Origin of the sequence: Paraburkholderia bryophila (assembly GCF_003269035.1) — a bacterium.
In the GTDB taxonomy this organism is placed as follows: Bacteria; Pseudomonadota; Gammaproteobacteria; order Burkholderiales; family Burkholderiaceae; genus Paraburkholderia; species Paraburkholderia bryophila.
In genome coordinates this window covers 18,541-45,130 of record NZ_QLTK01000016.1, presented here as the reverse complement: position 1 = coordinate 45,130, position 26,590 = coordinate 18,541, and the positions used below count along the sequence as shown (strand labels likewise).

Annotated in this window: 24 protein-coding genes; 4 read left to right on the top strand and 20 right to left on the bottom strand. The window is 63.9% G+C overall.

The annotated features are described in order from the left end of the window. Nucleotides 1-18 precede the first annotated feature (18 nt). The 19 genes from BX591_RS21790 to flhD form a co-directional block, all read right to left on the bottom strand. A complete protein-coding gene (locus tag BX591_RS21790) occupies nucleotides 19-888 on the bottom strand; it encodes a MinD/ParA family ATP-binding protein (RefSeq protein ID WP_111933383.1) in 870 nt (289 codons plus the stop codon). Next, on the bottom strand, nucleotides 881-2,848 hold the full coding sequence (flhF, locus tag BX591_RS21785; RefSeq protein ID WP_111933382.1) for a flagellar biosynthesis GTPase FlhF: 1,968 nt from the start codon (nucleotides 2,846-2,848) through the stop codon (nucleotides 881-883). Before flhF ends, BX591_RS21790 begins: the two co-directional genes overlap by 8 nt. A gap of 364 nt (nucleotides 2,849-3,212) precedes the next feature. Then, nucleotides 3,213-5,312 carry a flagellar biosynthesis protein FlhA gene (gene flhA, locus BX591_RS21780; protein ID WP_111933381.1) on the bottom strand — a complete coding sequence of 700 codons (2,100 nt, stop codon included), beginning with the start codon at nucleotides 5,310-5,312 and terminating at the stop codon, nucleotides 3,213-3,215. After that, nucleotides 5,309-6,526 (bottom strand): flagellar biosynthesis protein FlhB, encoded by a 1,218-nt coding sequence (gene flhB / locus BX591_RS21775; protein WP_111933380.1) that lies wholly within the window; start codon nucleotides 6,524-6,526, stop codon nucleotides 5,309-5,311. The genes flhA and flhB overlap by 4 nt, the downstream gene beginning before the upstream one ends. Before the next feature lie 211 nt (nucleotides 6,527-6,737). After that, on the bottom strand, nucleotides 6,738-8,048 hold the full coding sequence (locus tag BX591_RS21770; RefSeq protein WP_111933379.1) for a DUF3443 domain-containing protein: 1,311 nt from the start codon (nucleotides 8,046-8,048) through the stop codon (nucleotides 6,738-6,740). A gap of 14 nt (nucleotides 8,049-8,062) precedes the next feature. Continuing rightward, a complete protein-coding gene (locus BX591_RS21765; RefSeq protein WP_111933378.1) occupies nucleotides 8,063-8,599 on the bottom strand; it encodes a DUF2844 domain-containing protein in 537 nt (178 codons plus the stop codon). Between the two features lie 288 nt (nucleotides 8,600-8,887). After that, entirely contained in the window at nucleotides 8,888-9,601 is a 714-nt protein-coding gene (cheZ, locus tag BX591_RS21760) for a protein phosphatase CheZ (protein ID WP_111933377.1), read from the bottom strand. A gap of 1 nt (nucleotide 9,602) precedes the next feature. Beyond that, entirely contained in the window at nucleotides 9,603-9,998 is a 396-nt protein-coding gene (cheY, locus tag BX591_RS21755) for a chemotaxis response regulator CheY (RefSeq protein WP_007179968.1), read from the bottom strand. Nucleotides 9,999-10,083: 85 nt separating this feature from the next. Next, nucleotides 10,084-11,172: a protein-glutamate methylesterase/protein-glutamine glutaminase gene (locus BX591_RS21750; RefSeq protein ID WP_035562579.1), complete on the bottom strand. Its 1,089-nt coding sequence runs from the start codon at nucleotides 11,170-11,172 to the stop codon at nucleotides 10,084-10,086. A gap of 5 nt (nucleotides 11,173-11,177) precedes the next feature. Continuing rightward, nucleotides 11,178-12,014: a chemoreceptor glutamine deamidase CheD gene (gene cheD, locus BX591_RS21745; RefSeq protein ID WP_111933376.1), complete on the bottom strand. Its 837-nt coding sequence runs from the start codon at nucleotides 12,012-12,014 to the stop codon at nucleotides 11,178-11,180. Beyond that, entirely contained in the window at nucleotides 12,011-12,961 is a 951-nt protein-coding gene (locus BX591_RS21740; RefSeq protein ID WP_111933375.1) for a CheR family methyltransferase, read from the bottom strand. Before BX591_RS21740 ends, cheD begins: the two co-directional genes overlap by 4 nt. Nucleotides 12,962-13,165: 204 nt before the next feature. Beyond that, nucleotides 13,166-15,079: a methyl-accepting chemotaxis protein gene (locus BX591_RS21730; RefSeq protein WP_111933373.1), complete on the bottom strand. Its 1,914-nt coding sequence runs from the start codon at nucleotides 15,077-15,079 to the stop codon at nucleotides 13,166-13,168. 52 nt (nucleotides 15,080-15,131) lie between these two features. Continuing rightward, nucleotides 15,132-15,668, bottom strand: coding sequence for a chemotaxis protein CheW (locus tag BX591_RS21725; protein WP_035562576.1), 537 nt, complete (start codon nucleotides 15,666-15,668; stop codon nucleotides 15,132-15,134). Between the two features lie 63 nt (nucleotides 15,669-15,731). Then, nucleotides 15,732-18,014, bottom strand: coding sequence for a chemotaxis protein CheA (gene cheA, locus BX591_RS21720; protein ID WP_111933372.1), 2,283 nt, complete (start codon nucleotides 18,012-18,014; stop codon nucleotides 15,732-15,734). 88 nt (nucleotides 18,015-18,102) lie between these two features. Continuing rightward, nucleotides 18,103-18,480 carry a response regulator gene (locus BX591_RS21715; protein WP_035554450.1) on the bottom strand — a complete coding sequence of 126 codons (378 nt, stop codon included), beginning with the start codon at nucleotides 18,478-18,480 and terminating at the stop codon, nucleotides 18,103-18,105. Between the two features lie 83 nt (nucleotides 18,481-18,563). Then, complete coding sequence (gene motB / locus BX591_RS21710) at nucleotides 18,564-19,571, bottom strand: flagellar motor protein MotB (RefSeq protein ID WP_111933371.1); 1,008 nt, start codon at nucleotides 19,569-19,571, stop codon at nucleotides 18,564-18,566. Between the two features lie 21 nt (nucleotides 19,572-19,592). Next, nucleotides 19,593-20,453 (bottom strand): flagellar motor stator protein MotA, encoded by an 861-nt coding sequence (gene motA / locus BX591_RS21705; protein ID WP_006050895.1) that lies wholly within the window; start codon nucleotides 20,451-20,453, stop codon nucleotides 19,593-19,595. 270 nt (nucleotides 20,454-20,723) lie between these two features. After that, nucleotides 20,724-21,302 carry a flagellar transcriptional regulator FlhC gene (gene flhC / locus BX591_RS21700; RefSeq protein ID WP_105510118.1) on the bottom strand — a complete coding sequence of 193 codons (579 nt, stop codon included), beginning with the start codon at nucleotides 21,300-21,302 and terminating at the stop codon, nucleotides 20,724-20,726. A 51-nt stretch (nucleotides 21,303-21,353) separates the two neighbouring features. Continuing rightward, nucleotides 21,354-21,674, bottom strand: a complete 321-nt coding sequence (gene flhD, locus BX591_RS21695) for a flagellar transcriptional regulator FlhD (protein ID WP_035562573.1) — start codon at nucleotides 21,672-21,674, stop codon at nucleotides 21,354-21,356. Between the two features lie 717 nt (nucleotides 21,675-22,391). On the opposite strand from flhD, the gene BX591_RS21690 reads away from it, so the two are divergent. After that, nucleotides 22,392-23,456, top strand: a complete 1,065-nt coding sequence (locus BX591_RS21690) for a glycosyltransferase family 4 protein (protein ID WP_111933369.1) — start codon at nucleotides 22,392-22,394, stop codon at nucleotides 23,454-23,456. 323 nt (nucleotides 23,457-23,779) lie between these two features. Here BX591_RS21690 and BX591_RS21685 read toward each other — a convergent pair whose 3' ends face one another. Then, nucleotides 23,780-24,082 (bottom strand): H-NS histone family protein, encoded by a 303-nt coding sequence (locus BX591_RS21685; RefSeq protein ID WP_035554438.1) that lies wholly within the window; start codon nucleotides 24,080-24,082, stop codon nucleotides 23,780-23,782. Nucleotides 24,083-24,374: 292 nt separating this feature from the next. Here BX591_RS21685 and aqpZ point away from each other — a divergent pair, with 292 nt between their 5' ends. From aqpZ to BX591_RS21670, 3 genes are all read left to right on the top strand, one after another. Next, nucleotides 24,375-25,115: an aquaporin Z gene (gene aqpZ / locus BX591_RS21680; protein WP_111933368.1), complete on the top strand. Its 741-nt coding sequence runs from the start codon at nucleotides 24,375-24,377 to the stop codon at nucleotides 25,113-25,115. Nucleotides 25,116-25,301: 186 nt separating this feature from the next. Further along, the gene (locus tag BX591_RS21675; protein WP_111933367.1) at nucleotides 25,302-25,997 is read left to right on the top strand and encodes a histidine phosphatase family protein; all 696 of its coding nucleotides are present in this window, start codon (nucleotides 25,302-25,304) and stop codon (nucleotides 25,995-25,997) included. A 286-nt stretch (nucleotides 25,998-26,283) separates the two neighbouring features. Then, nucleotides 26,284-26,586 (top strand): PXPV repeat protein, encoded by a 303-nt coding sequence (locus BX591_RS21670; RefSeq protein WP_111933366.1) that lies wholly within the window; start codon nucleotides 26,284-26,286, stop codon nucleotides 26,584-26,586. Nucleotides 26,587-26,590 lie beyond the last annotated feature (4 nt).

Genomic DNA, 26,590 nt, shown 5'->3' with positions numbered 1-26,590 from the left:
TTGTCCTTGTGCCGCCTCTCAGGCGAGCTGCGCAGACGGTTGGTCGGCGTGTTGCGCCGCTGTAACTGTCGCAGACGCCATCCATGGCGTTTGCGACGACATCGCTGGCCGCATCGGCCAGTACTGCAATTCGGCGGCAAGGTGCCGGAAATCACGCGCAGCCGGTGTCGATGGGAACGCATCGACGACACACCGCGACAACTCCTGGGCTCGCGCCATCCGCGCATCGGCGGTAATGCAACCGGCGTCTTCCAGCGCCACCGTCAGGTAGCGCCCGGCCACGCCGGCCAGGTTGGCGAACGCGGTATGCGCGTCGCCGGGACTCTGCACGTGATTCACCAGCACCCGGAACTGCGCGAGCGCGTGCGCGTAGTGCAGGCGTTTCATGCAGGCGTACGCCTCGGTGATCGCTTGCGCGGCCATCCGCGTAACGATCATCACGTCGTGCGCCTGTTTGGCGAGCGGCGACAGGTGGCCTTGCGGATCCAGCTGCGCGTCGATCAGCACCACGTCCGCGGAGCCGTGCAACACCACGCCGAGTTGCGCGGCCGAATAGCCTTCGCGGTTCGATCGCGACGCGGCCAGCACCGAGAAGCCCACCGCATGCCGCGCGGCGGCGTCGTCGAGCGCCATCTCGCCACGCATCACGGCAGCGAAATTCCCCGCGCCGCGCAGGCCGCCGAGCATCGCGCTCACCGACAGCTCGCCGAGGCATTCGTCGATCACCAATACGTCCTTGCCTTGCTGCGCGAGCGCCGCCGCGAGGTTCACCACCGTCGTCGTACAGCCTGCGCCCGTCGAGCCGCCCGTCACCGCAATCACGCGCGAGCCGCTACGCGCCAGCAGGCGCCGCAGTCCTTCTGCCTGATCGGAGATGAGCTTATCCAAAGCGGACCTCGTGAAGGTCGGCTGTCGAGCGGGCGGACAGCGAGGACAGTAAGGCTGGAATGTCGTCTTCGTGCGGCACGAACGGCGAGTTGTCGCGCGGAATGCAGAACGCGCTCTTGATCAGGAATTTCCTGGTCGCGACGTACAGATTCTCCGGGACCTTCTGCCCGGTCGACACGTAGTGCACCGGCAGCTTGTAGCGGATCACGGTATCGAGCACGCCGCCCAGGTTGGTGGCTTCGTCGAGCTTGGTCAGAATGCAGCCGGCGAGCGGCTGCTGGTCCGGCGAACGCTGATAGGCCTGCACGACTTCGTTAAGCGTGTCGCCATGGCTGGTCGCGTTGAGCAGTAGCAGGCGCTGCACCGGCTGACCGGCGCGGCACAGCATTGCGATCTGGTCGGAGACGAGCCGGTCGCGCTGGCTCATGCCGATCGTGTCGATCAGCACGATGTGCTTGTTGCGCAGTTCGGAGAGCGCGAGTTGCAGATCGGCGCCGTCTTTCACCGCGTGGACCGAGACGCCGAGAATCTTGCCGAAGATGCGCAGTTGTTCGTGGCCGCCGATCCGGTAGCTGTCGGTGGTGAGCAGCGCAACCTTGCTGGCACCGAAACGCATCACGCAGCGCGCGGCCAGCTTGGCGGTGGTCGTCGTCTTGCCGACGCCGGTCGGGCCCATCAGGGCGAACACGCCGCCGCGCTCCATCAGCGCGTCTTCGTCTTCCATCACCGGCAGGTTCGACGCGAGCACCGAGCGCACCCAGTCCATGCCGCCTTCCATGTTGTCGACTTCTTCTGGCAGGTTGTCGACCATCATCTGCACGAGTTGCGCGGAGAAACCGGCGGCGAACAGATGCTTGGTGAGCGCGGCGCGCGCCGGGTTGCGGCGTTGGCGGTCGCCCCACAGCAGGCCGGCGAAGTGTTCTTCCATCATGCCGCGCATCGACGACAGCTCGTTCATCACCGTGTCGTTGACGACCTGCTCCATGCGCGCCTTGATCGCTTCCGCGACGGACGCCGGGGTGCGGTCATCGTTCTGCGTCAGCGACGGCGCGATCTTCTGCGCGGCGCGGCGTGCGGCGAGTTGCGCGGCTTCGCGCGCCCACTCCGGGGCGTCGGCGCTTTGCGCGGCGCCAGCGCTGCCCGGCTGGACGGCGGCGCCCAGACCCTTGGCCATGGCGGCGGCGGGCGTCATCGCAGCGGGACGCGCGCTGTACGCGCCTTCCTGCTGCTGTTCGGCGGCGATACGACGAGCGTGGTCGATCAGCCAGGGATTCGATTCGGCCATCGTGCGCGGCGTTTGCGAGTCAACGACCGGCGCGGCGGACGACGGCGGCATGCCGGCGGCCTTGAGCAGATCGGCGCGAATGTCTTCGTTCAGACGCGCGACCGCGGCGCGTGCGCTCGGCTGCTCGGCGCCGGCTGCGTGCGACGCGGCTGCGGCTGACGTGGCAGGCTTGCCTGCCGCACCCGCCGACAGCGCGTTGGTCGTGCCCGGCAACGCCGCTTTCGGCGTGGCGGACGGCGCCGGCTTCGCAGCGGCCTTCACGGCCTGCTGCGGCGCGTCGGCCAGTTCGTCGCTCGAGGCGTCGTCGAACGCGTACGGGCCGGCGGCATGAACGCTGTCGTTCTCGGCGCCCGCTTCCGGGCTCGCGCCGAACACCGACGAGAACACGTCGGGCATGCCGCTCGCGTACGGATTGCCCATCGGCAGCGCGCGCGGCGCGGCCAGCGCGGGATGTCCAGCCGTGCCGTTCATCGGCCCGGCGTGTGACGCAGCGGCGCTTGCCCGCGGCGGCTTGGGGGTGATGGCGGCCAGGTCGCTGTCGGCCAAGGCGACGATCTCGACGCTGCCGTCGTCCATCGTGCGATTGGACAGTACGACCGCGTCCGCGCCCAACGCTTCGCGTACGAGACGCAGCGCATCACGACTGGTTGCACCGACAAATTTACGAATGTTCAAGCTGGACCCCCGATGAGGTAAACGGAACTAACGGACCGGCGACATACCGCTTCCCATTGAGATCATTATTGCGAAACCCGTCGAGCGACGATCGATGGATAAAGACTGTTAAAGGGGGGTAATTCGGACGATGGAAACGTGCTGCAAGTCCCGCGCACAGCGGTTTTAAACGTGCCTTTCAGGGCCGCGCGACGGGGCGTCAGCGAGGCCATCCTGAACGACACCGCCGGCGTGCGGCGCGAAAAGTCAGGCGCACAAATAAAAACCGGCGCTCGAAGAGCGCCGGTTGAAATACAGTCTGCGAGATAAACCGGAGCGGTGTCCCGGTTCAACGCGGGATTCGATACCCGGTCGAGGGCGGCGCTCAATGCGCCCCGATCAGATTCACCACCTTGATATTGCGCGTATCGGGGACTTCCGCGTAAGACAGCACCTTCAGTTGCGGCAGGCTGCGCCGCAGAAAGCGCGCGAGCATCGGCCGTAAGGCGTGCTGCACCAACAGTACGGGCGCGAGCCCGAGGTTCTGCTGACGCGTCATCGCTTTCTGGGTTTCGTTCAGCAGCGTATGCGCCAGCCCCGGTTCCAGCCCCGGGTTGGAGCCGGTGGACAGCGCCTGCGACAGCACCCGTTCGAGATTCGAATCGAGGCCCATCACCTGCATGTCGCCGGTGCCGGGGAACCACTGCTGCGTAATCGCGCGACCCAGCGCAAGCCGCACGGCCGCGGTGAGATCATGCGCGTCGGTCACCTTCGGCGCGTGCTCGGACAGCGCTTCGAGAATCGTGCGCATGTCGCGGATCGGCACGCCTTCTTCCAGCAGGTTCTGCAGCACCTTTTGCAGCGTGGTGAGCGGCAGCGACTTCGGCACCAGGTCGTCGACCAGCGACGGCGTGTCCTTCTGCATCCGTTCGAGCAGCGACTGCACTTCGCGGCGGCCGAGCAGTTCCGACGCATGCGTGACCACCAGGTGATTCAGGTGCGTCGCCACCACGGTGCTCGAATCGACCACCGTGTAGCCGTACACCTGGGCCTGTTCACGCAGATTCGTATCGATCCAGATAGCCGGCAAACCGAACGCGGGATCCTGCGTCGGTGTGCCCGGCAGCGCGGCGGAAACCTGACCTGGATTGATGGCCAGCCATTGCCCCGGATACGCTTCGCCGACGCCCACTTCGACGCCCTTCAGCGCAATGCGGTAACCGTTCGGCCGCAGTTCGAGGTTGTCGCGAATATGAATGACCGGCGGCAGAAAGCCGATTTCCTGCGCGAACTTCTTGCGGATGCTCTTGATCCGCTTGAGGAGTTCGCCGTCGGAGTTCTTGTCGACCAGCGGAATCAACCGGTAGCCGACTTCGAGACCGAGCGTGTCGATCATCGTCACATCGTCCCAGCTCGCTTCGGTGTTCTCGACCGGCGTCATCGCGGCGGGCGCGACGTCGACCAGCGCGTTGGTGTTCTTGCGCTCGTCGGCCTTCTTCTTCATCGTGCGGCCGAGCTGGATCAGGCCGCCGCCGAGCACCAGAAACGCGAAGTGCGGCATGCCCGGAATCAGGCCCATCAGCACGAGAATGCAGCCGGTGATCACCAGCACGCGCGGATTCGTGAACAACTGCCCGGTGAGCTGGGTGCCGATGTCTTCGTTGGTGGCCACGCGCGACACGATCACACCGGCCGCGGTCGAAATCACCAGCGACGGGATCTGCGCGACCAGGCCGTCACCGATCGTCAGCAGCGTGTAGGTCTTGCCGGCCGAGGCGAAGTCCATGCCATGCTGCACCATCCCGACGATCAGGCCGCCGAAGATGTTGATCACCATGATCAGCAAACCGGCGATCGCATCGCCGCGCACGAACTTGCTCGCACCGTCCATCGAGCCGTAGAACTCGGCTTCCTGCGAGACTTCGAGGCGCCGCTTGCGGGCCTGGTCTTCGTTGATCAGACCGGCGTTCAGATCGGCGTCGATCGCCATCTGCTTGCCCGGCATCGCGTCGAGCGTGAAGCGCGCGGATACTTCCGCGATCCGCCCCGCGCCCTTGGTGATCACCATGAAGTTGATCACCATCAGGATCACGAAGACGACGATACCGACCGCGAAGTTGCCGCCCACGAGAAAGTGGCCGAACGACTCGATCACCTGACCGGCCGCGTCGGGACCGGTGTGGCCTTCGAGCAGCACGACCCGGGTCGACGCGACGTTCAGCGACAACCGCAGCAAGGTCGAGAACAGCAGCACGCTCGGGAACGCGGCAAAGTCGAGCGGCTTCATCGTGTACATGCTGACCAGCAGCACCATCACGGAAAGCGCGATGTTGAAGGTAAACAGCAGATCCAGCAGGAACGGCGGCAACGGCAGAATCATCATGCCGAGGATCATGACGATCAGCACCGGCCCGGCGAGGGCGCGCAAATTGGTGCTGCTCAAGGCATCCGGCCGTCGGGCGAGGAAACCGGCGCGAGTGTTCATGCGGAGGGTCCTGAAGCGTCGTTAGCGGGGTTGACTGGGTTGAGTACGTCGGCGGCTTCCTGGTCGGCTTCGTCGTCCGCCACAGCGCCCTTGTCGAGTTCCGGCGGCACATCGAAGTCGGTCGGGGCGACCGGCACGGTGCCGCCTTCGGTATTGAATCGCCGCAGTTGATACACCCACGCGAGCACTTCGGCGACCGCGCCATACAACGGGCCCGGAATTTCGCGGTTCAGCTCGACGTTGTGATACAGCGCCCGCGCGAGCGGCGGCGCTTCCAGCAGCGGCACGTTGTTTTCGGCGGCGATCTCGCGAATCCGCGCGGCCACCAGGTTCACGCCCTTGGCGACCACCTTCGGCGCGCGCATCTCGCCGTCCGTGTATTGCAGCGCGACCGCGAAGTGCGTCGGGTTGGTCACCACCACGTCGGCCTTCGGCACGTTGGTCATCATGCGGCGGCGGGCAATCGCGCGCTGCTGCTGACGAATCCGGCCTTTCACATGCGGATCGCCTTCGCTTTCGCGGTGCTCGCGCTTCACTTCTTCCTTCGTCATGCGCAGTTTCTTGTGGAACTGCCACAGTTGATACGGCACATCCATGGCGGCGACCACGAACATGCCGGCCACCGTCATGCCGCAGCACACGGCGATCAGATGCGCGGAGTTGGCCAGCGCGAGCTGCAACGGCTGGGTCGCCAGCGCAAGGATCTCTTCGCGGCGATTCCAGATCGCCGTACCGCCGATAATGCCCACCACCAGCGTCTTGGCGAGCGACATGCCGAGCTGGACCGGGCCATTGATCGAAAAAATCTTGCCGAGCCCTTCGATCGGATTGAGCCGGTTGAACTTGGGCTCGAGTCCCTTGGCGGACAACTGCCAGCCGCCCAGCGCCATCGGCGCAAGCAACGCCGCCGCGCCGGTGAAAGCCAGCACCGGCAACAGCGCGTAGAGCCCTTCGCGGCCGGCCACGCCGGCGCCGCTCATCATCCGGCGCGTTTCGAACACGGTGGCGTGATTGAACGTGAAAGCCGTGCGCAGCATGCCTTGCAAATGCTCGCCGATGCTGCTGGACATGCCCCACACGCCGAAGAATCCGGCCGCCAGCAGCGCGAACGTCGACAGCTCCCGCGAACGCACGATCTGCCCTTCCTCGCGCGCCTTCTGCAGGCGCCGGGGCGTGGCTGATTCGGTTTTTTCGAGGTCGCTATCCTCTGCCACAAACGCTCTCCAGTCGGCCGAGGCACGGCGCCTCTTTCCAGTGAGAGCGATTATTCCCGCTCGACGCAAGCGCCGATCGGCGGATAAGGGCGGAGAAAGGGGGGTATTTCGAGAGATGGAGCGGCGCGCGGCGGGGCCAAGCCGCGCGGCTCGCGACCGGCTGCCCGGGGTTATCCGGGCAGCCGGCGAGTCAGGCTGTCAGAGGCTTCCGTCAGAAGGCCACGAACGGCTGCTGGCCACCGCTCGCGGTCTGATCGAGGCCGTAATACACGTAGCGGCCAAAGAAGAACGGCAGACCGAGGTCGAACGCGCTGCTGCCGCTGATCTGCCCGGCGAGGTCGTTGAACGCGTAACTGGTGCTGTTGCCGAACAGCATCGACGCACTCAGGATGCCGATGCTGGCGGTCGCTCGCGCGCTATTCACGCCGCCCAGCGTGACCGAGCGGGTTTGCGCGGACGACGGGCAGTAAAAGCCCTGGAAGTTACTGCCGCACAGCGCGAGCGAACTATCCGAGAAGAAGTAAGCGTTCGAGCCCGAATCCAGGAAGGCCTGCACCGTCGTGCCGTTAAAGACGCTGTTGTTCAGATCGCCGTAAGCGTCCGTGGTGAAGGACTGCGCGGCCGCCAGCGTATTGTTCGACTGCGTGCCGATGCCGAACACCAGCGTGCCGGTGGCCGACGCCGCGCCGAAATTCGACACGGCCGGCAGTTGCACGATCACGCCGTTCTTGTCGACCGGGAAGTTCGCTACCGGATTGGCCACTTGTTGCGTGAGCGGCACGGCGGTACGGGCACAGGACGCACCGCCCGGGCACGCGAAGTAATTGCTGTAGTTCGCCGCCGTCACTGCATTTGCACACGTCGCGCCGCAATCGTTCGGCGCGGTGCCGATGCCGAGAATGCCGTTGGCGCCGAGATCGGCGACGGTATTTTCCGCCGAGCCGCTGCAACCGCGCGACGGCACGGTGCTGGCGGCCAGGTCGCCGATGATCTGCAGCGGAATGGCCGCCGTGGTCGTCTCACCGCCAATCGACACGCTCGCGGTGCGCACGGTGCCCCACGTGTAGCCGTCGGCGAAGGTCGCGCACTCGGCGAGCTGATTGCCGCTCACCGTGCTGACCGGCAGGGCCCCGAGCACCGACTGGTTGATCGCCGTATTGACCAGACGCAAGCCGAACGAAGCGGTATCGACCTGGACGTTATTGATGGTCTGACAGTTGGTCGTGGAGCCCGGCGCGCAAATCGTCACGCTGACCGTTGGAATATTCACGACGCCGTTCACGCCGGCGCCCACCGTGATCGTCGCGGTGTTCGCGGCATTCGCGGCAATCGGCTGCTGCGTCGGGCTGGCCGGCAGCGAGCCGCCGTTCAGCGAGAACGAGGAATTGTTGCCGCTGCTGTTGCTGTCGCCACCCCCGCCGCCGCCGCACGCGACCAGCGTGGACACCAGCATCACGGCCGCGACGGCCTGCATCCAGCTCTTGAGCTTCACAGCCTTGCTTGCAATACGTAGGGTTCGCATCGTCGTCCTCGCGCTTACTGGATGTCGGAACCGCTGACGCCGGCGGGCAACGCGGGCGGCAGCCACGCCTGACCGTTGAAGGCGCCCATATGGCCACCGGAATGCACTACGAGGCCGCTCTGATCGACCGCGACGGGTCCGCGGCCACCGCCGCGCCCAGCCTTCACGGCCTTCACGCCGGCCACGTACTGCGGGAAATAACTGCCGAGCATCTCGTTGAGATCGGGCATTTGCGGACCGCGCCACGCAATGCCGAACACGGAGCCGTCGGCGGCCAGATATTCGCGCACCACCGTGCCGTTGCCGAGCGTGGTCTCGCGCACGGTGTACGGCGCGGAAGCGGAACTGGAGGAAGCCGCGCCGGATGCGGAGCGCATCACGCTCAACGCGGCGCTCGCGGCCGGCTGAATGGTACGGGAGGAAACCGATGCATCCGCGGGCGGGGTCATCGGGGCGCCGCCCAATCCCGCATGGGCGGACGGCACGGCGAATAACGAACTGGGCAAGACTAGCGCCGTAACAATCCTGGCGCGGCGTACACGACTCCACATGACGAGGCTCCTCCCGAGCTGCGCGCGGTTCGCACAAGGTGCGACCGTCGACGTGTATGCAGATCATACGGCACCGCCGGCGTGGCAAACGGGAGGGGTTTTCCTCACCTTGCCACCGCCCGGAGACTGTCGTCACCGGCCAGCCGTGCCGCTGCTTGAGCTCGTAGTATGCCTGTGCTTTGTGTCGGTAGACAGCAAGCACACGCGGGCGCGTGGCTTGCCATGCGGACTGATTCGCCCAGACGTTCCGGGCGGCCCGGCAGGCGGGCCGCCGCTCGCGCCGCCGGCTTAGAAGCCGAGGCTTGCCAGCAGGTCGTCGACTTGCGACTGGTCCTGCATCACGTCCGTCTTGCCTTCCGGATTGATCTGCGGACCATTCAGCAGATGTTCCGGGCTGCCGGTCGGCGACACTTCGGCTGCGGCCAGTGCCGCCGCGTTCGCCGCGAACTGTTCGCGCCGTTCGAGCGCGATGTTCTCGACCAGCACGCCGAGCAACTGCTGCTCGATCAGGTACACCACATCGGTGATCTTCTTGATGACCTGGCCGGTCAGATCCTGGAAGTCTTGCGCGAGCATGATCTCCATGAGCTGCGAGTTGGTCGCCGTGGTCGCCTCGGGCACGCCGCGCAGGAAAGTGCGCGTGTCGTTCATCAGCGCGCGCACTTCCTCGCGCTCGATCGGCGCCGCGTACCACTGCTCCCAACGCGCGTCGAGCACGCCGGCGTCCTTTTGCAGTTGCTCCTGGATCGGCTTGGCGACTTCGATCGACGACAGTACGCGTTCGGCGGCCTGTTCGGTCATGGTCGCGATGTACTTGAGGCGGTCGCGCGCATCCGGCACCGCTTCGGCCGCACGCTCGACGTGCTTGTCGAGCCCGAGCTCGCGCATCGAATCGCGCAGCGTGCGGGTCAGTGCTCCAATGCGGGCGAGGATGCGGTCGGACGCGAAGTCGCCGCTCTCATTCACCGCTTCGGCGCCTTGCGCATTGGTCGGCAGAGTCACATCAGCTCCCGGCTTTCGCCATCTTCTCGAGAATCTTGTTCAGCTTCTCGTCGAGGGTCGCGGCCGTGAACGGCTTGACGACATAACCGCTCGCGCCGGCCTGGGCCGCCGCGATGATGTTTTCCTTCTTCGACTCGGCCGTCACCATCAGCACCGGCAGGTGCGTGAGGTTCGCGTCGGCGCGGATTTCCTTGAGCATGGCCAGACCGTCGAGGTTCGGCATGTTCCAGTCGGAAATCACGAAGTCGTAGGTGCCTCCGCGCAGACGCGCGAGGCCGGCCTGACCGTCTTCCGCCTCGTCGACGTTCGAATAGCCGAGCTCTTTGAGGAGGTTGCGAACGATCCGGCGCATCGTCGGAAAGTCGTCAACTACCAGAATCTTCATTCCCTTATCCATTTCATTCCCTTAGCTTGATCCATGTGCGGCGCTTGACCGTGTCAAACCAGCGCATCAAATTAACGCCCCAATCGCCCGGCCAGCATCATACCCGTTGAACGCGATCGCCCATCGACGACAGACGCGCCATCACGCGCCGGCTCATTTCCGGCAGCGATGCGATCTCGTCCGCCGCGCCGAGCGCAATCGCTTCGCGCGGCATGCCGAACACGATACAGCTCGCTTCGTCCTGCGCAAGGGTATACGCCCCCGCTTTTTTCATGTCCAGCAGTCCGGCGGCGCCGTCGCGCCCCATGCCGGTCAGAATTACCCCGACGGCGTTCTTGCCCGCATGCTGTGCGGCCGAACGGAACAGCACATCCACCGACGGTCGATGCCGGTTCACCGGCGGATCGTCCGACAGATGCGCAATATAGTTCGCGCCGCTGCGGGCCAGCAACAGGTGAGCGTGACCCGGTGCGATATACGCATGCCCCGGCAGTACACGTTCGCCATGCTCTGCCTCTTTAACGGTAATCCGGCACAAACCATTGAGGCGTTGCGCAAAAGATTTCGTGAAACCCGGTGGCATATGCTGCGCGATCAGCACGGCGGGCGCGTCCGGCGGCAGCGGCACCAGCACTTCGCGGATCGCTTCGGTGCCGCCCGTCGACGCGCCGACGATAATCAGCTTCTCGGTACTGAGCAGCGGATTGTTGAACAGCGGCGCGGCGCCCACCGGCGCGTGCGCCGCATGAGCCGCCGCATGCTGGACCGGCGCGGCCTGGCGCACGCGGGCGCGGGCTGCGGCGCGAATCTTGTCGGCGAGCTTTTCCGAGTAGTCGAGCATGCCGTCGCGAATCCCGACCTTCGGCTTGGTCACGAAGTCGACCGCGCCCAGTTCCAGCGCGCGCAGCGTGATTTCGTTGCCGCGCTCGGTCAGCGACGACACCATCACGACCGGCATCGGCCGCAGGCGCATCAGCTTCTCGAGGAAGTCGAGGCCGTCCATGCGGGGCATTTCGACGTCGAGCGTCAGTACGTCCGGATTGTGCTGCTTGATGAGATCGCGCGCGACCAGCGGGTCGGGTGCGGTCGCCACGACCGTCATGTCCGGCTGGCCGTTGATGATTTCCGTCATCAGGCTGCGGATCAGCGCCGAATCGTCGACGCACAGTACTTTGATCTTTTGCACAGCGCTCACGCCTCCTCTGTAGTTCTGGCGTTGTTTGAGTTAATCGGGCGCGAGTTGGCGCCGAACAGTTCGATGCGCGGCTTCGCTGCGCCCGCACTGCCTGCCGCCGACCCGGCTGTTCCCGCTGCTCCGCCGCCGCCCGAGCTGAACAGCTCGACCTTGGGGCGTGCCGCGCCCGTCGACGAAAACAGTTCGACCTTGGGCCGCGTCGCAGCCGGCGTCGAGAACAGCTCGACCCGCTTGCGCGCGGCGGCGAGCCGCTCGGCACGGGCCTCGGCGCCCTGCCGCACGAGCGCCTGTTCGCGCTCGGCCACGCCCGCTTCCTGCTGCAGACGCAATTTCTTCACCATCACCTGACCGGTGCGCGGCATGAACGCGACCTTGCGCGGGTGCGAGCCCTGCAAGTCTTCCGCGACGATCCGGATCTTCTCGAGCGCCAGATAGCGGCGCACGAACTCCGAATTGCGATCGCCGATGTTCATCGTCGTCATCCCCGCCAGCACCGCGCCGCCGCCGAACACCTTGGCTTCGAAGCGCTCGCGCCGGCCGCCGGCCTTGATGAGTTCGTTGATCAGCACTTCCATGGCGTACGCGCCGTAGCGCATCGAGTCCGACGCGGCTTGCGCGACGTCCGCGCCGTCGTCGGGCAGCATGAAGTGGTTCATGCCGCCGATGCCCGCCGTGCGGTCCTGAATGCAGGCCGCCACGCACGAGCCGAGCACGGTGACCAGCACCATGTCTTCGTGCGTCGTGTAGAACTCGTTCGGCAACAGCTTCACGCCGGGGCGCTGGAAGTGGTTGTCGTAATACAGATTGGTTGCGATCGGCAGACGGCTGCTCATACGGTCACCCCGCTCGTCGTGTGAGACGACGTCGATGTCGATGCACGCGCCGGCGTGCGCGTGCCGGTGGCGTCACGCGTCAGTTCGTAGACGGTCTGGCCGCGCAGCTTGAATGCCTGTGTGACGTAGGTGAAGTTTTCCGAGTGACCGGCGAACAGCAGGCCGCCCGATTTCATCAGCGGCTCGAAGCGGCCCAACACCTGGGCCTGGGTCGGCTTGTCGAAATAGATCATCACGTTGCGGCAGAAAATCGCGTCGAACTGCGAGCGCAACTGGTAATCGCGGTCGGTCAGGTTCAGTTGCTGGAAGCGTACCAGCGCGCGTACTTCCGGACGCACCTTGACCATCCCGGCATGCGCGCCGGTGCCCTTCAGGAAGAAGCGCTTGAGCCGCTCGGGCGACAGGTGCTTGACCTGGTCGAACTGGTACATGCCGGCTTCGGCTTTCGCGAGCACCTGCGTGTCGATGTCCGTGGCCAGCACCGACGCCTGGCGCGCGCCGCTGTCGCCCAGCGCTTCGATCAGCGTCATCGCGATCGAGTACGGCTCTTCGCCGGTGGACGCCGCCGAGCACCAGACCGAGACCGGCTGCGCACGGCGCGGCACGAACTCGGCCAGAATCGGAAAGTGATGCGCCTCACGGAAGAACGCAGTCAGGTTGGTGGTCAGCGCATTGGTGAAGGCTTCCCACTCGGCCGGATCGTTCTCCGCTTCGAGCAGATCGAGATACTGTTTGAACGTGTCGAGGCCGCGGGCGCGCAGACGGCGCGCCAGACGGCTGTACGCCATGTCGCGTTTGTGATCCGATAGCGAAATGCCCGCGCTGCGATGGATCAGGTCGCGAATGCGAGCAAAATCCGCCGACGTGAATTCGAAATCCCGTCCCTGTTCACCGGATCTAACCGGCTCCGCCCGATCGGGTCGTTGCTGTGCGCGCGTTGCCATCATGAAAGTTCCTGCCTGCAATACGAGCCATCCCGTTTGCCGCCCAGAGGGTGTCCCTGGGAGGAAGGGATTGTGTTCGCGGGGTCGCGCCCGCCCGCGAGTTCTTCCAACACGCAGTCGGCCCGCGACACGCCGTGTAAGCGTGCTTCGATGATTCGCTCCTCATGGCGCGAGATGTCGAATGACTGCATGTCTTCGTGCCATTTCCTAGAACGTTTCCCAGTCCGCGTCCGAGCCCGCCGCGGTCGCGCTGGACGCGCCCGAGCGTGCCGTGGAATCGGCGGACGGACGAACCGTCTTCGGCCGCAGCGCCGGTTCGACGCGTGCCGCGCCTGCTTCGTGCGCGGTTGCCGCCGGTGCTGCGTGTGTTGCCGTGTTGCTTGCCGCAGCCGCGCCTACCGCCGGTGTGGCGTGATGCGCTGCGTGATTCGTGGCATGAGCCGGGCCCGCTTGCGGAGCCGTCTTGGCCGCTGCCTTGCTCTTGTTGCCGTGGCTACCGACATTGCCGCCGCTACGCGCCGCCACTGGCGAACGCGCCGCCGGAGCCGCGCTGCTGCGCGTCGGGCCGCCGGCCACTTTCCAGCCGGTCAGCACCGCTTGCAACTGCCGCGTCTGATCTTCGAGCGACGCCGCCGCGGCCGCCGCCTGTTCGACCAGCGCGGCATTCTGCTGCGTGACTTCGTCCATCTGCACGACCGCCCGATTCACCTGTTCGATGCCGCCGGACTGTTCTTCCGACGCTGCGCTGATTTCGCCCATGATGTCGGTCACGCGGCGCACCGCCTGCACGATCTCGTCCATCGTGGTGCCCGCCCGGCCGACCAGCGTCGAGCCGCTTTGCACCTTGTCGACCGAGTCGCCGATCAATTCCTTGATTTCCTTCGCGGCGCTCGCGCTGCGCTGCGCGAGGCTGCGCACTTCGCCGGCCACCACCGCGAAACCGCGGCCCTGCTCGCCGGCGCGGGCGGCTTCGACCGCCGCGTTCAGCGCGAGAATATTGGTTTGAAACGCGATACCTTCGATCACGCCGATGATGTCGACGACCTTGTTCGAGCTGGTCGCGATGTCCTGCATCGTCGTGACGACCTGGCTCACCACGTCGCCGCCGCGCGTGGCGATGTCCGACGCGTTGACGGCCAGTTGGCTCGCCTGGCGCGCGTTCTCGGCGTTCTGCCGTACGGTGCCCGTCAGTTGCTCCATGCTCGACGCGGTTTCCTGCAGCGAAGCGGCTTGCTGTTCGGTGCGTTGCGACAGATCGGTGTTGCCCATGGCGATTTCGCGGGCGCCGGTGTCGATCGATTCGGTGCTGCTGTGGACCGCCTTCACCATGGTCGACATGCTGTCCTGCATCCGCTTGATGCCGGCGAACAGAACGCCGATTTCGTTACGGCTGAACACATTGATCGACTCGGACAGATCGCCCGCCGCGATCCGCTCGAAGCACGCGGTTGCATCTTTCAGCGGTTGCACGATCAGGCCGCGCAGCGCGAAACGGATGCCCACCACCACGACCAGCGCGAACAGCGTGAACGCGATGATCAGCGTGGTCATCAGCGAGATGTTCGACTGCGCGCCGGCCTGCAGATCCACCGCGCTTTGCTGCAACGCCTTGATGACCGCCGACGCCGCGCCGTCATAGGCGATGAACATCGGGCTGATCTTCGTATCGGCAATCGCGTGATACGCGTTCATGTCGTTCGCGTTCAACGCCGCGAACTCCGGATCGACGCCGTCGCGCATCACCGCCGTGCGCTTGGCGAGCACGTCGTCGAGCAGCGCCGGGTCGATGCCGGCTTTCGGCGCGTCGAGATACATCTGCCAGCTTTGATTGCCCTTGACCAGCAGTTCCTGCGCGCGGTCGATCGCCTTCTTCGCTTCGTCCGCATTCCCCGCGGCCGACAGCGTGTTGAACCGGTCGATTGCGAGACGCGAGCGCAACAGATACGCGGAAGCATCGTCGAGGGCGTGAATCGCCACCAGATCGCCGCGCGCAATGCGGTCGAGCGACTGGCTCGCGCGATTCAGCGCGGTTAGCCCAAGAGCGCCGACCACCACGGTCAGCGCCGCCAGAAGGATCCCCACCATCGTCAACGACGTGCGAATCGACCACCTGCTCAGCATCTCGATGCTCCCTGTCCCAATCTGTCGTTAAAGCTTGCTGCTGCCGCTGCCGTCAGGCGCCGAGTGCTTCGATCAGCGCCATTTCGCGGCTGGTCATCAGCTTCTCGATGTCCATCAGGATCAGCATGCGGCCGTCGACGGTGCCGAGTCCCGTGAGGTACTCGGTCGTCAGCGTCGCGCCGAATTCCGGCGCCGGCATGATCTGGTCGGTGGCGAGCGTCAGCACGTCCGACACGCCGTCCACCACCATCCCGACCACGCGATGCGCGACGTTCAGGATGATCACCACCGTCTGGTGGTCGTATTCGACCCGGCCCAGATGGAACTTGATGCGCATGTCGACGATCGGCACGATGATGCCGCGCAGATTGATCACGCCCTTGATGAATTCCGGCGCATTGGCGATCCGCGTCACGTTGTCGTAGCCGCGGATTTCCTGCACCTTGAGAATGTCGATGCCGTACTCTTCGGCGCCGAGCGTGAAGACGAGGAATTCCTGACCGCCGGCGTCTGCCTGCTGCGCGTCGCGGCGGCCATTCGTACCGCTCGCGTTCGCGACGCTCGAATTGATGGATTGGACTTCTGCCACGTTAGCCCCCAAACGGTTGGGATGAGTTAAGTTGAATGAGTGTTGTGTCGAATGTGAGCGGCATCACGCGAGGCTCATTGCGCCGTGTGCGTGGCGCGTTTCGCGATTCAGCGCCGCCACGTCCACGATCAGCGCGACGCTGCCGTCGCCGAGAATGGTCGCCGCTGAAATGCCGTGCACCTTGCGGTAATTCGTTTCCAGATTCTTCACGACCACCTGCTGCTGGCCCACCAGTTCGTCGATCAGCATCGCAAAGCGGCGCCCTTCGGTTTGCATGATGGTGACGATGCCCTGGGTCGGCTCCTGCTTGGCGTCGTCCACGTTGAACACTTCGTGCAACGCGACCAACGGCAGGTATTCGCCGCGCACGCGCACCACGCGCTCGCCGTTGGCGACCGTGTAGATATCTTCGGCTTGCGGCTGCAGCGACTCCATCACGAAGTTCAGCGGCAGAATGAAAATCTCGCTGCCCACCTTGACCGACATGCCGTCGAGAATCGCCAGCGTGAGCGGCAGAACGATGCGCGTGGTGCTGCCCTTGCCGGCGTGCGAGGTGATTTCCACGTGACCACCCATCGACTGGATGTTCCGCTTCACCACGTCCATGCCGACGCCACGACCGGAGACGTCCGTGACCTGTTCCGCCGTCGAGAAGCCCGGCAGGAAAATCAGGTTCCAGACTTCTTCGTCGCTCATCGTCTCGCTGACCTGCATGCCCTGCTTGGCCGCCTTCGCGAGAATCTTGTCGCGGCGCAGGCCTGCGCCGTCGTCGCTCACTTCAATGACGATGTTGCCGCCATGGTGAGCCGCCGACAGCACCAGCTGCCCGGTCGAATCCTTGCCCGCCGCGCGCCGCGCTTCCACGGTTTCGATGCCGTGGTCGAGACTGTTGCGCACGAGGTGAGTCAACGGATCGATGATCCGCTCGATCAGGCTCTTGTCGAGTTCGGTCGCCTGACCGAAGGTGACGAGCTCCACTTCCTTACCGAGTTTCGCCGCCAGATCGCGCACCAGGCGCGGGAAGCGGCTGAACACGTAATCCATCGGCATCATGCGGATCGACATCACCGCTTCCTGCAGATCGCGCGCGTTGCGCTCGAGCTGCGCCATGCCGTTGAAGAGCCGGTCGTGCAGCGCCGGATCGAACGTGCTGGTGGTTTCCGCGAGCATGGCTTGCGTGATTACCAGTTCGCCGACCAGGTTGATCAGCTGATCGACCTTTTCGACGCCGACCCGAATCGAACTGCCTTCCGCACCGCCCGCAGCGGCAGCCGGACGGGCCGCCGCCTTGCGATCATGCTCAGCGGGCGCGGCCGCGCTCGCCGCCGGCGCCGCGCTGGCCGCCGGTGCGCTGCTGGCTGCGGCGGGTTGCGCCGCCGGTGCGTCGAATAGGCCATGTGTTGCAGCGGGCGCAGCGGTGTTGGCCACCGGGGCCGACGACGCTGCCTGCCCCGCTTCTGCTGCTTGTGCTGCCTGTGCTGCTTGCGCCGGGGCCGAATCGGCAGCGTCGGGCGTTCCAGGTTCGCCTTGCTGCGTTTCGTCCGCCGGTGCGGTGCCGCGGCCGATCGAGATCTGACTTTCGTCGATCACGAAACAGCAGACGGCGATGATATCGTCGGAGGTCACGTCGGTCTGAAGCCACAGCGTGAAGTCGCCGCCGCTCTTGACCTGCCCGACGATGTTGCCCAGGTTGCCCAGCTCTTCGGCCAGCAGTTCCTGGTCCTTCTCCCCAACGCCCCGTAGCGTAATTTTCAGATGGGGACCGGTGCTATCGTCCGCGCCGGCGCCCGCGGCTTGTCCGGTCTGAGCCGGTTCGCCGTCAGTCCATTCACCCGCCGCCGCTTGCACCGCCTGTTCGACGACGTGCTCCGGCGGGGTACCACCTTGTCCTGCCTGTGTTTCAACAACTGCTGCCACTGGTGCGGCTACCGGCGCGGCTGGCGCACCGCCCGCGCGGCTTTCCGCGTGCAACTGTTCGAGCTTCGCGCAGATCGCCCTGGCGATCGCCGCGTCCGGCTCGGCGCTTGCCCGGTAGTCGGCGAGCTGGCCGGACAACACGTCCTTGGTTTCGAGGAACGTGTCGATCATGTCCTTGCGCAGCACGAGTTCGTTATTGCGCGCGCGGTCGAGCAGCGATTCGAGAATGTGGGTCGTTTCCGTCAGCGCGGTAAAGCCGAACGTCGCCGCGCCGCCCTTGATGGAGTGCGCCGCGCGGAAAATTGCCGCGAGGTCTTCCGGGTCCGGATGCGCGATGTCCAGATTGAGCAGCAACTGCTCCATCTGCGCGAGCAGTTCGTCCGCTTCGTCGAAGAACGTCTGATAGAACTGAGTGATGTCGAGTGTCATGCCTGGGTCACCGCGAGAGTTCCTGTCTAGGCTTGGGCTACCGTGCCGCCGCGTCGAGAGCTTCTATAACTTGGTCTAAGGGTGGTGCTTACGCCTGATCCGGTTCGGCTAACGCCGCCACCAGTTCGGTCAGCATGTCCGGGTCGAGCGGCTTTTCGATCCAGCCGGTCGCGCCCGCCGCCCGTGCCGCTGCCTTGAACGGCTCGCCCGATTCCGTCGTGAGGACGAGGATGGGTGTCGCCTGGTAGGCCGGGTTGCCGCGCAGCGCGGCGATCAGATCGAGGCCGGTCTTGCCCGGCATGTGCTGGTCGGTCAAGACGAGGTCGAACGACATGGCGAGCGCGTTTTCGAGCCCTTCGATGCCGTCCGACGCGAGCGTCACCTCATAGCCGGCCGTCGTCAGCGTCGCGGCGAGAATCTGCCGCATCGATGCCGAATCGTCGATTGCCAGGATATGCCTGATCATGAAAACCTCGCTGCACTTACGCTATGGATCGCCGGGCGGTCCGCGCCCACGGGCGCGTGAAACGGCCGGACGACCGCTGTCTGTTACTGGGCCGCCGGCGCTGCCGCCGGCAACTTCGGTGCAGCCGTCACCGGCTGCGCAAGCTTTTGCAGCAACGGCTTGGAGCCGGCTGCGTCGTCCGACAAGGTGGTCGTGGTGGAGTCGTCATGATCGAGCGCCTCCTCCGACTTCCTGTTCAATACGATGATGCTGATACGGCGGTTTTCCGGATCCATCGGGTCCGCCTTGTTCAGGTTTTGCGTCGACGCGAGACCGAGCACGCGCATCACCTTCGCTTCGTCCATGCCGCCGGCGATCAGCTCGCGGCGCGACGCATTGGCGCGATCCGCGGACAGTTCCCAGTTGCTGTAACCCTTCTCGCCGCCCGCGTACTGTGCGGCGTCGGTGTGTCCCTGCACGATGATGCGGTTCGGCACGTCGTTCAGCGTGTGGCCGATCTCGCGCAGAATGTCGCGCATGTACGGCTCGACCTGGTCTTTGGCGGTCGCGAACATCGGCCGCTTCTGCGAGTCGACGATTTCGATGCGCAAGCCGGTCAGCGTCGAATCGATGCGGATCTGCTGCTTGAACTGGCGCAGCACCGGGTTCGCTTCGATCGCGGCCATCAGCTTGACCTGCAGATCGTGCAGCCGGGCCTGCTCGCGGCGTTCCAGCTCGCCCTGCGACTGGTTCATCGAGTCGTCGGTGCTGTGCGAAACGGTCCGCTGGGCACGGCTGTTCTGGCCGTCCGTGATGCGTGTAATGCCTTGCGCGTCGGTCGAAATATCGCGGCCGCCACCCTTCAGAATGCTGGAGTCTTCCGCGCTGCGGTCGCCGCCCCACAGCGTCACTTTCAACGGCTGGTTGAAGTAATCCGCAATCCCCTTCAACTGCACCGTGGACGCCGAACTCAGCAACCACATCAGCAGGAAGAACGCCATCATCGCGGTCATGAAGTCGGCGTACGCGAGCTTCCACGCGCCACCGTGATGGCCGGCCTTCTTCGGTGCGGCGCGCTTGACGACAATGGCGCGGTCTTTATCCTTGCTCATCGATTCGGTTCCCGGCGCCCTTTACTTGGCCTTGACGCGGCGCACGTGCTCTTCGAGCTCGGCGAACGACGGGCGCTCGGTCGAGAAGAGCACCTTGCGGCCGAATTCGACGGCGATTGCCGGGGCGTAACCGTTCAGGCTGGCCAGAATCGTCACCTTGATGCACTGGAACATCTTGGTCGACTCGGTCACGCGCTGTTCGGCGACGCTCGCGAGCGGCCCGATCAGCCCGTACGAGAGCAGAATCCCGAGGAAGGTGCCGACCAGCGCCTGCGCGATCATCTCGCCGAGCACGGCGGGCGGCTTGTCGGCCGAGGCCATGGTGTGCACCACACCCATCACCGCGGCCACGATCCCGAACGCCGGCATGGCGTCACCGACCTTGTTCAGTGCGTGCGCGGGCGCCTCGCCTTCCTGGTGATGCGTTTCGATTTCCTCGTCCATCAGACTTTCGATCTCGAACGCGTTCATGTTGCCGCCCACCATCAAGCGCAGGTAGTCGGTCAGGAATTCGATGATGTGATGGTCGGCGAGAATCTTCGGGTATTGCGTGAAGATCGGACTCTTCGACGGATCGTCGATGTCCGCTTCCAGCGTCAGCGTGCCTTCCTTGCGCGCCTTGGCCAGCAGAACGTAGAGGAGCGCCATCAGCTCCATGTAGACGTCCTTGTTGTACTTCGCGCCCTTGAACAGGGTTGGAATGACGCGCAGCGTCGCCTTGATCGTCTTCATTCCGTTGCCGAGAATGAACGCGCCGACGCCCGCACCGACGATCATCAGCACTTCAACAGGCTGCAGCAGCGCACCAAGATGGCCGCCTTCCAGCGCGTAACCGCCGAAAACGGACAACAGCGTCACGAGAGTTCCCACGAAAATCAGCACTGCCGAGCCCTCACAAAGAAGCGACGGTGACCGTCGTTAATCTGGTTTACGGCAACGCAGCAGAAAACTTTGGTGGAAAAGCGGCTCGTCGCTCGGGTGTAAACCAGAGGCGGGTGCGCCAGAGCCGGTAAGGGCTGGCGCGGGACGGGCGGACCGGAGGGGCCGCCGGATGGGAAGGCGGCCGGCGCGCAGTGCGTCGGCTTGCGGCGGGCGGCCATGGCGGGTGTGGCGGCCGGGGTGGCTGTGTCGGCCGCCCTTAGCCGTCACGGCTCAGGCTTCGAGCGCGGCAAGGTTCTCGCGGGCGCGAGCGTCGGCAAATTTCTTTGCGTCGGCGAATTTCTTTGTCTTACCGGCCCGCGACGGCGGCTGGCACAGGCCGCAGACGAATGCATGCTGCGGATCGTGCGCATGCGCGACAAAATGTCCACCGCAACGGCAGCAGGCGGTCATTTGCAGCATGCCGGAATCGAAGAAGCGCACCAGCGTCCACGCGCGCGTGAGGCTGAGCACGGGTTCGTCGTCGTGCAACTGAACATGTTCCAGATACAGCCGGTAGCTTTTCACGATCGACTGGATCGTCTGGCAACCGCCGTGGCCGGCCATGAAACGGTAGATGTTGTAGAACAGCGAGGAGTGAAAGTTCGGCTGCCAGGTCATGAACCAGTCGGTCGAAAACGGCAGCATGCCCTTGGGCGGGGACACGCCTTTCAATTCCTTGTATAACTTGATGAGCCGGTCGCGCGACAGACTGGTTTCTGCTTCCAGCAATTGCAAGCGCGCGCCCAGTTCGATCAGTTCGATGGCCAAGGTGATTTCCCTGACTTCGAGCACCACACTTTTATAGGCCATCCGCGTGCCGATCTCCCGTCCTGATCGCTTTGTTTGCCATGCGAGCTGCCATTAGCCGAGTTGCTCGACCGGCTGGCTAGCCATCAGGATCGCGGAATGCGCCTGAGCCACGGCGCTGGTTTTGCCTTTGTCCGCGAGCGCGGACAGCACGGCATGGTCGTCGAAACGGAAACGGCACAACACCTGATTGGACGCCGCCAGCTTGACGGTCTGCGCCAGAGACAAACTGGCGAGTACGTCGGCTAACTGGTCCGAAATCCCCATGCGAAACATGCCCATCGGCTTGTCTTCGCGCAGCAATCGCTGCGCTAGCAGGAGATAAGACAGGTTGACTTCTCTGATCTCATTGAGCATTTCGCTTGTCGCGCTCATGATTCCCCCGGGGTAAATCTGGCTGGTCAGGCCGTTACGGAAACGTTTGCTCGAACGCGCGCACCCAAACCGCACGAATCGGCTCGTTTCTGGTCTTGCGCCATTGTGTCGAAAGGGGGGGCGAACGAAAATCGGACAGACACCCTGCCTGCTTGACGGATAAATCCGTCATTCGTGTAGGAATAATTCCTACAAAGGGACGCGCATGGGGAAGTGAGTTGGCGCGGTATGCGCGCAATTTGCGTTTTGCAATGCGCTTTGAATACTCGCCTGGAGACAAATGCGGATCGAATGGTGAGCCTTGAGCGACTCTAAATCCGCACCTTTGCAGCGGTGAAAAAGAATTATAAGACCAATTCACTTTAACGCAACGCGTCCCTACGCAGTGGCGTAGGTATTGCGCTCCAGCCGTCAGGCCCACGCCTTGCTGAGGGTTGCGCAGCGTTTCAATCCGCTCCGCTTGCCCCGCCTGGACATCTGCGGTGAGAGTCCAGCCGATCTGTAACGCACCATGTTTCGCGCTGTAACAACATTAAGCGTTTGAAAAATAACTCGAATTCGCTCGGCCGATCCCGATAATGAACGCTAAGGGATTACCCGATGCAAGTTCGGAGCACCCCCGGGCGGCGGCTTACCGCGCCCAACCGTCCGACAGGCATTCGCTCTTCGCTCGACCCGAGCGCCGCGTGCGAAGCCGTTCTGAATAGGAGAAAACGCATGCGAATCGCCCAAATTGCGCCGTTGTACGAAGCCGTCCCGCCGAAGTTGTATGGAGGCACCGAACGCGTCGTGTCGTACCTGACCGAAGCGCTGGTGGACCTCGGCCACGATGTCACGCTGTTTGCCAGCGGCGACTCGGTCACGTCCGCCAACCTCGACGCCTGCTGGCCGCGCGCATTGCGCCTCGATCCGACGATTCGCGACGCGTTGGCGCCGCATGTGCTGATGATGGAAAAAGTGCGCAAGGTCGCGCATGAATTCGACGTGCTGCACTTCCACCTCGACTACATGCCGTTCCCGCTGTTCATGACCATGGATACCCCGTTCGTGACCACGCTGCACGGCCGCCTCGACTTGCCGGAACTGCAACCGGTGTTCGACGCGTTTTCCAACGTGCCGGTGGTGTCGATCTCCGATTCGCAGCGTCTGCCGTTGCCGCAGGCGAACTGGCTCAACACGATTTATCACGGCCTGCCGGATCAATTGCTGACACCGCAGGCGCACAAGAAGCCGGAATACCTCGCGTTCCTCGGCCGCATCTGCCCGGAGAAGCGCGTCGATACAGCCATCAAGATCGCTGCACAAAGCGGTTTGCCGCTGAAGATCGCCGCCAAGGTGGACAAGGTCGACCAGGAATACTTCAAGCGCGAGATCGAGCCGCTACTGTCGATGGCCCATGTGGAATTCGTCGGCGAGATCAACGAGGCGCAGAAGCCCGAATTCCTGTCCGGCGCCAAGGCGTTGCTGTTCCCGATCGACTGGTCGGAGCCGTTCGGTCTGGTGATGATCGAGTCGATGGCCTGCGGCACACCCGTGATCGCGTTCAACCGCGGCTCGGTGCCGGAAGTGATCGACCACGGCGTGACGGGCTATATCGTCGAAGACGTGCAAGGCGCGGTGGCCGCGCTGCAACGTCTGGACGAACTGTCGCGTACCGAGATTCGCGCACAATTCGAACGCCGGTTCAGTTCGAAAACGATGGCGCGAAACTACGTGGATGGCTATTCGGCACTGATCGATGCGACCCGTCGTCCGATGCTGCGTCAGGTGGCGGTGGGCTAAGCGGCCGGGTTGAATGAAGTGAATCGCGAGGGATACGCGTGTTATGGCCAGGTGTCGAGTGGCGTTTAAGCGTGGTCCTTGCACGCGTAGGTGGCTTTGTGCGATTTTCCGATTGACTGGCCAAACCGGCAGTCAATTCTCCATGTGAATCGTTTGCGCGAGCGGAAAGTCGGAGTTATCCCGCCTCCTTTGCAGAAAAGCCGCCCCCAAGGGCGGCTTTTTTAATGCCGGTATGGATACGCTCCCATACCGGTTTCGCGTGCGGTCAATAAGCTCGATTGCCGACTAACCTTCAGTTGGCTTTCGTCCGGCTACTTATAGACTCAGGCCGCACCAATCAGAAAACGCTCGCGATTCTTGCCGGCAATCCACTTAGGCGGTTTGCCGCGGCCGCTCCACGTATTGCCCGACTTGGGATCCTGGTATTTCGCCGGCAACGGCGCCTTCTTGGGCGGGCGCCCGCGCCGCGCGGCGACCGCAAAGCCCAGGTCTTGCGCGCTTAGACCGTATTCAGCGATCTTTTGGCGGATGTCGGCGACGACATTGTCAATTTCAGTACGGCGCGCTTCTTCCGCTTGTGCCTGTAATTTGGCGATCTGCGCCTTGAGATCTGCGTATTGTGACATTCCGGCTCTCCCCTTTTCTAGAACTCATTCGCTCGCAGACTAACTGCAATTATAAAAATTCGCAATGGCCAATAATACCGATTTAGGAAGATATCCTCTGATAATTATTAAGCTTCGATGAATTGTAAAACGCCATCTTTATCCGGCAATAATAGGTAAATCAGACTCCACTTTTGACAATTCTTGACACCTATTCCAGCTGTCCTTCCCTAGAATTGCGCGTTCAAACTTCTGACTGCGGCGTGTCTCATCTGTGCCGCGTAAAGCGCCATTCTTTTTAGGATTACCGATCATGTCGTTGTCAAAACGTCTCGCCGCCGAACTCTTCGGCACCTTCTGGCTTGTGCTCGGAGGCTGCGGGAGCGCCGTTCTCGCCGCCAACTTCGCCGGCCCCGTTCATGGTCTCGGCATTGGCTTCGTGGGCGTGTCGTTCGCGTTCGGCTTGACCGTGTTGACCATGGCTTATGCGATCGGCCACATCTCCGGCTGCCATCTGAATCCGGCGGTGAGCGTCGGCTTGACGGTCGCCGGCCGTTTTCCGGCTCGTGATCTGCTGTCGTATATCGTCGCGCAAGTAGTCGGCGCGGTGCTCGGCGCGCTGGTATTGTCGTTGATCGCGTCGGGCAAACCCGGCTTCGATCTCGTGGCCAGTGGCTTTGCCAGCAACGGCTATGGCGAGCGCTCGCCTGGCCACTATTCGCTCGTGGCGGCGTTTATCTGCGAAGTGGTCATGACCGGCTTCTTCCTGTTCGTCATTCTCGGTGCCACGGACAAGCGCGCGCCGGCCGGCTTCGCACCGATCGCCATCGGCCTGTGCCTGACGCTGATCCATCTGATTTCGATTCCGGTCACCAATACGTCGGTCAATCCGGCGCGCTCCACCGGACCGGCGCTGTTCGTCGGCGGGGCGGCAATGGATCAACTCTGGTTGTTCTGGGTCGCGCCGATCCTCGGCGCGGTGATCGCAGGCGTGCTGTATCCGGTGATCGCGGAAAGCCGGCGCGGCAATTCGGCGGCGCTGGCGGCCGACTGATCGGCGCAGGCGGTAGAGCGAGCAGTTGAAGCGGGCGCCGAGGCGCCCGCTTCGCTTTGGTTCGCTTTGCTTCGGTTTGCCTGGTCGCGAGGTGGACTAAGCATGCCACTGGATATTCGTCGACGGGCGCGCTGAAAGTCCGCTGCTAGAATCGTGCGACTTCCCAAGCTCGCACAGGTACTACCGATGAACCGTTTCCGTGGATTCCTGCATGGCATCGCACTCTCGATCGGCGGATTGTGTGCCGGCGCGCTGGCGCTACCCAATGCGCATGCTGCAGACAGCCATACCGAAACGCTCGTGTTCGTGCGACACGGTGAAAAACCCGCAGCGGGTTACGGGCAACTCAATTGCCAGGGCTTGAATCGGGCGCTGGCTTTGCCGGCGGTGATTGCGGCCAAGTTCGGCAAGCCGGATGCGATCTACGCGCCCGATCCAGGCCAGCAGAAAGACGATAGCGGCCACCCTTACTACTACATCCGGCCACTCGCGACGATCGAGCCGACGGCCATCCAGTTCCAGATGCCCGTACAAACGCCGTACGGGTTCGCACAGATCGACCAGTTGGGCGCCGCGCTTTTGAGTCCCGACAATCGCGGCAAGCTGATCGTCGTTGCGTGGGAACACAAGCTGATCGTGAAGCTATTGCGGCAGATGTTGAGCGCGCACGGCGGCAATCCCGCCGATATTCCGAACTGGAAAAGCGACGACTTCGACAGTATTTATATCGTTCGCCTCAACTGGCAGAACGGTGTCGCAGAGGCGAGCTTCAAGCGTGATCGCCAGGGTCTCGACGGACGCTCTACCGATTGCCCGTGCGCGGCGCTACCGGCTGCGCCGTCGGCGGCGGCTTCGGCGGCTGCCACGAATGCGGCGGATTAATTCGGTAATACAGATGTAAGTCGTGATTACGGGAACGGCGGCCAGGTTTCCGGAAAATCGTTACGCCAACCTAGTTTTTTATTCCCCACCGCGCTGAAACGGCTTATGGAACAGCCGGTTAGTTGAAGCGGCCATGCCGAGCGGCAGGCCGCGGACCAGGCTTCAACCAGCTTTCAACCCTGTGAAGATGCTTGCAGTCCGTAACATCTCGTCGCAGTCAGCGCGGACCGGCATGCGTACATTGATCCTGTGCGACAAACAACTCGTCGCCTCACAGGAGAACAACATGAAACGCATCGTCACTCACTTGCTGGTTGCCGCAGGACTCGCGGTCGGCGTATGCGGCGTCGCTCAGGCGCATACGGATCTGAACATCGGCCTGTCGCTCGGCGCGCCGGTTTATGCACAACCCGCCCCGGTTTACGCGGCACCGCAACCGGTCTACTACGGCAATGGCGGATGGGACCACCGTTATGATCGCCGCGACTACTATCACCAGGACCATCGTTACGAGCGCGGCTGGGATCATAACGACCGCCGTTGGGGCCACGACGATCGCGGCGGTTACCGCGGTGGCTGGCACGGCTGATGAT

Bases quoted from the DNA above. Each gene is read 5' to 3' on its own strand.
- BX591_RS21740 (WP_111933375.1), bottom strand. From the start codon at position 12,961: ATGATGGCAACGCGCGCACAGCAACGACCCGATCGGGCGGAGCCGGTT.
- flhC (WP_105510118.1), bottom strand. From the start codon at position 21,302: ATGGCCTATAAAAGTGTGGTGCTCGAAGTCAGGGAAATCACCTTGGCC.
- BX591_RS21690 (WP_111933369.1), top strand. From the start codon at position 22,392: ATGCGAATCGCCCAAATTGCGCCGTTGTACGAAGCCGTCCCGCCGAAG.
- BX591_RS21770 (WP_111933379.1), bottom strand. From the start codon at position 8,048: ATGCGAACCCTACGTATTGCAAGCAAGGCTGTGAAGCTCAAGAGCTGG.
- cheA (WP_111933372.1), bottom strand. From the start codon at position 18,014: ATGACACTCGACATCACTCAGTTCTATCAGACGTTCTTCGACGAAGCG.
- BX591_RS21685 (WP_035554438.1), bottom strand. From the start codon at position 24,082: ATGTCACAATACGCAGATCTCAAGGCGCAGATCGCCAAATTACAGGCA.
- cheY (WP_007179968.1), bottom strand. From the start codon at position 9,998: ATGGATAAGGGAATGAAGATTCTGGTAGTTGACGACTTTCCGACGATG.
- cheD (WP_111933376.1), bottom strand. From the start codon at position 12,014: ATGAGCAGCCGTCTGCCGATCGCAACCAATCTGTATTACGACAACCAC.
- flhD (WP_035562573.1), bottom strand. From the start codon at position 21,674: ATGAGCGCGACAAGCGAAATGCTCAATGAGATCAGAGAAGTCAACCTG.
- BX591_RS21715 (WP_035554450.1), bottom strand. From the start codon at position 18,480: ATGATCAGGCATATCCTGGCAATCGACGATTCGGCATCGATGCGGCAG.
- aqpZ (WP_111933368.1), top strand. From the start codon at position 24,375: ATGTCGTTGTCAAAACGTCTCGCCGCCGAACTCTTCGGCACCTTCTGG.
- BX591_RS21765 (WP_111933378.1), bottom strand. From the start codon at position 8,599: ATGTGGAGTCGTGTACGCCGCGCCAGGATTGTTACGGCGCTAGTCTTG.
- BX591_RS21730 (WP_111933373.1), bottom strand. From the start codon at position 15,079: ATGCTGAGCAGGTGGTCGATTCGCACGTCGTTGACGATGGTGGGGATC.
- motB (WP_111933371.1), bottom strand. From the start codon at position 19,571: ATGAGCAAGGATAAAGACCGCGCCATTGTCGTCAAGCGCGCCGCACCG.
- BX591_RS21670 (WP_111933366.1), top strand. From the start codon at position 26,284: ATGAAACGCATCGTCACTCACTTGCTGGTTGCCGCAGGACTCGCGGTC.
- BX591_RS21675 (WP_111933367.1), top strand. From the start codon at position 25,302: ATGAACCGTTTCCGTGGATTCCTGCATGGCATCGCACTCTCGATCGGC.
- flhA (WP_111933381.1), bottom strand. From the start codon at position 5,312: ATGAACACTCGCGCCGGTTTCCTCGCCCGACGGCCGGATGCCTTGAGC.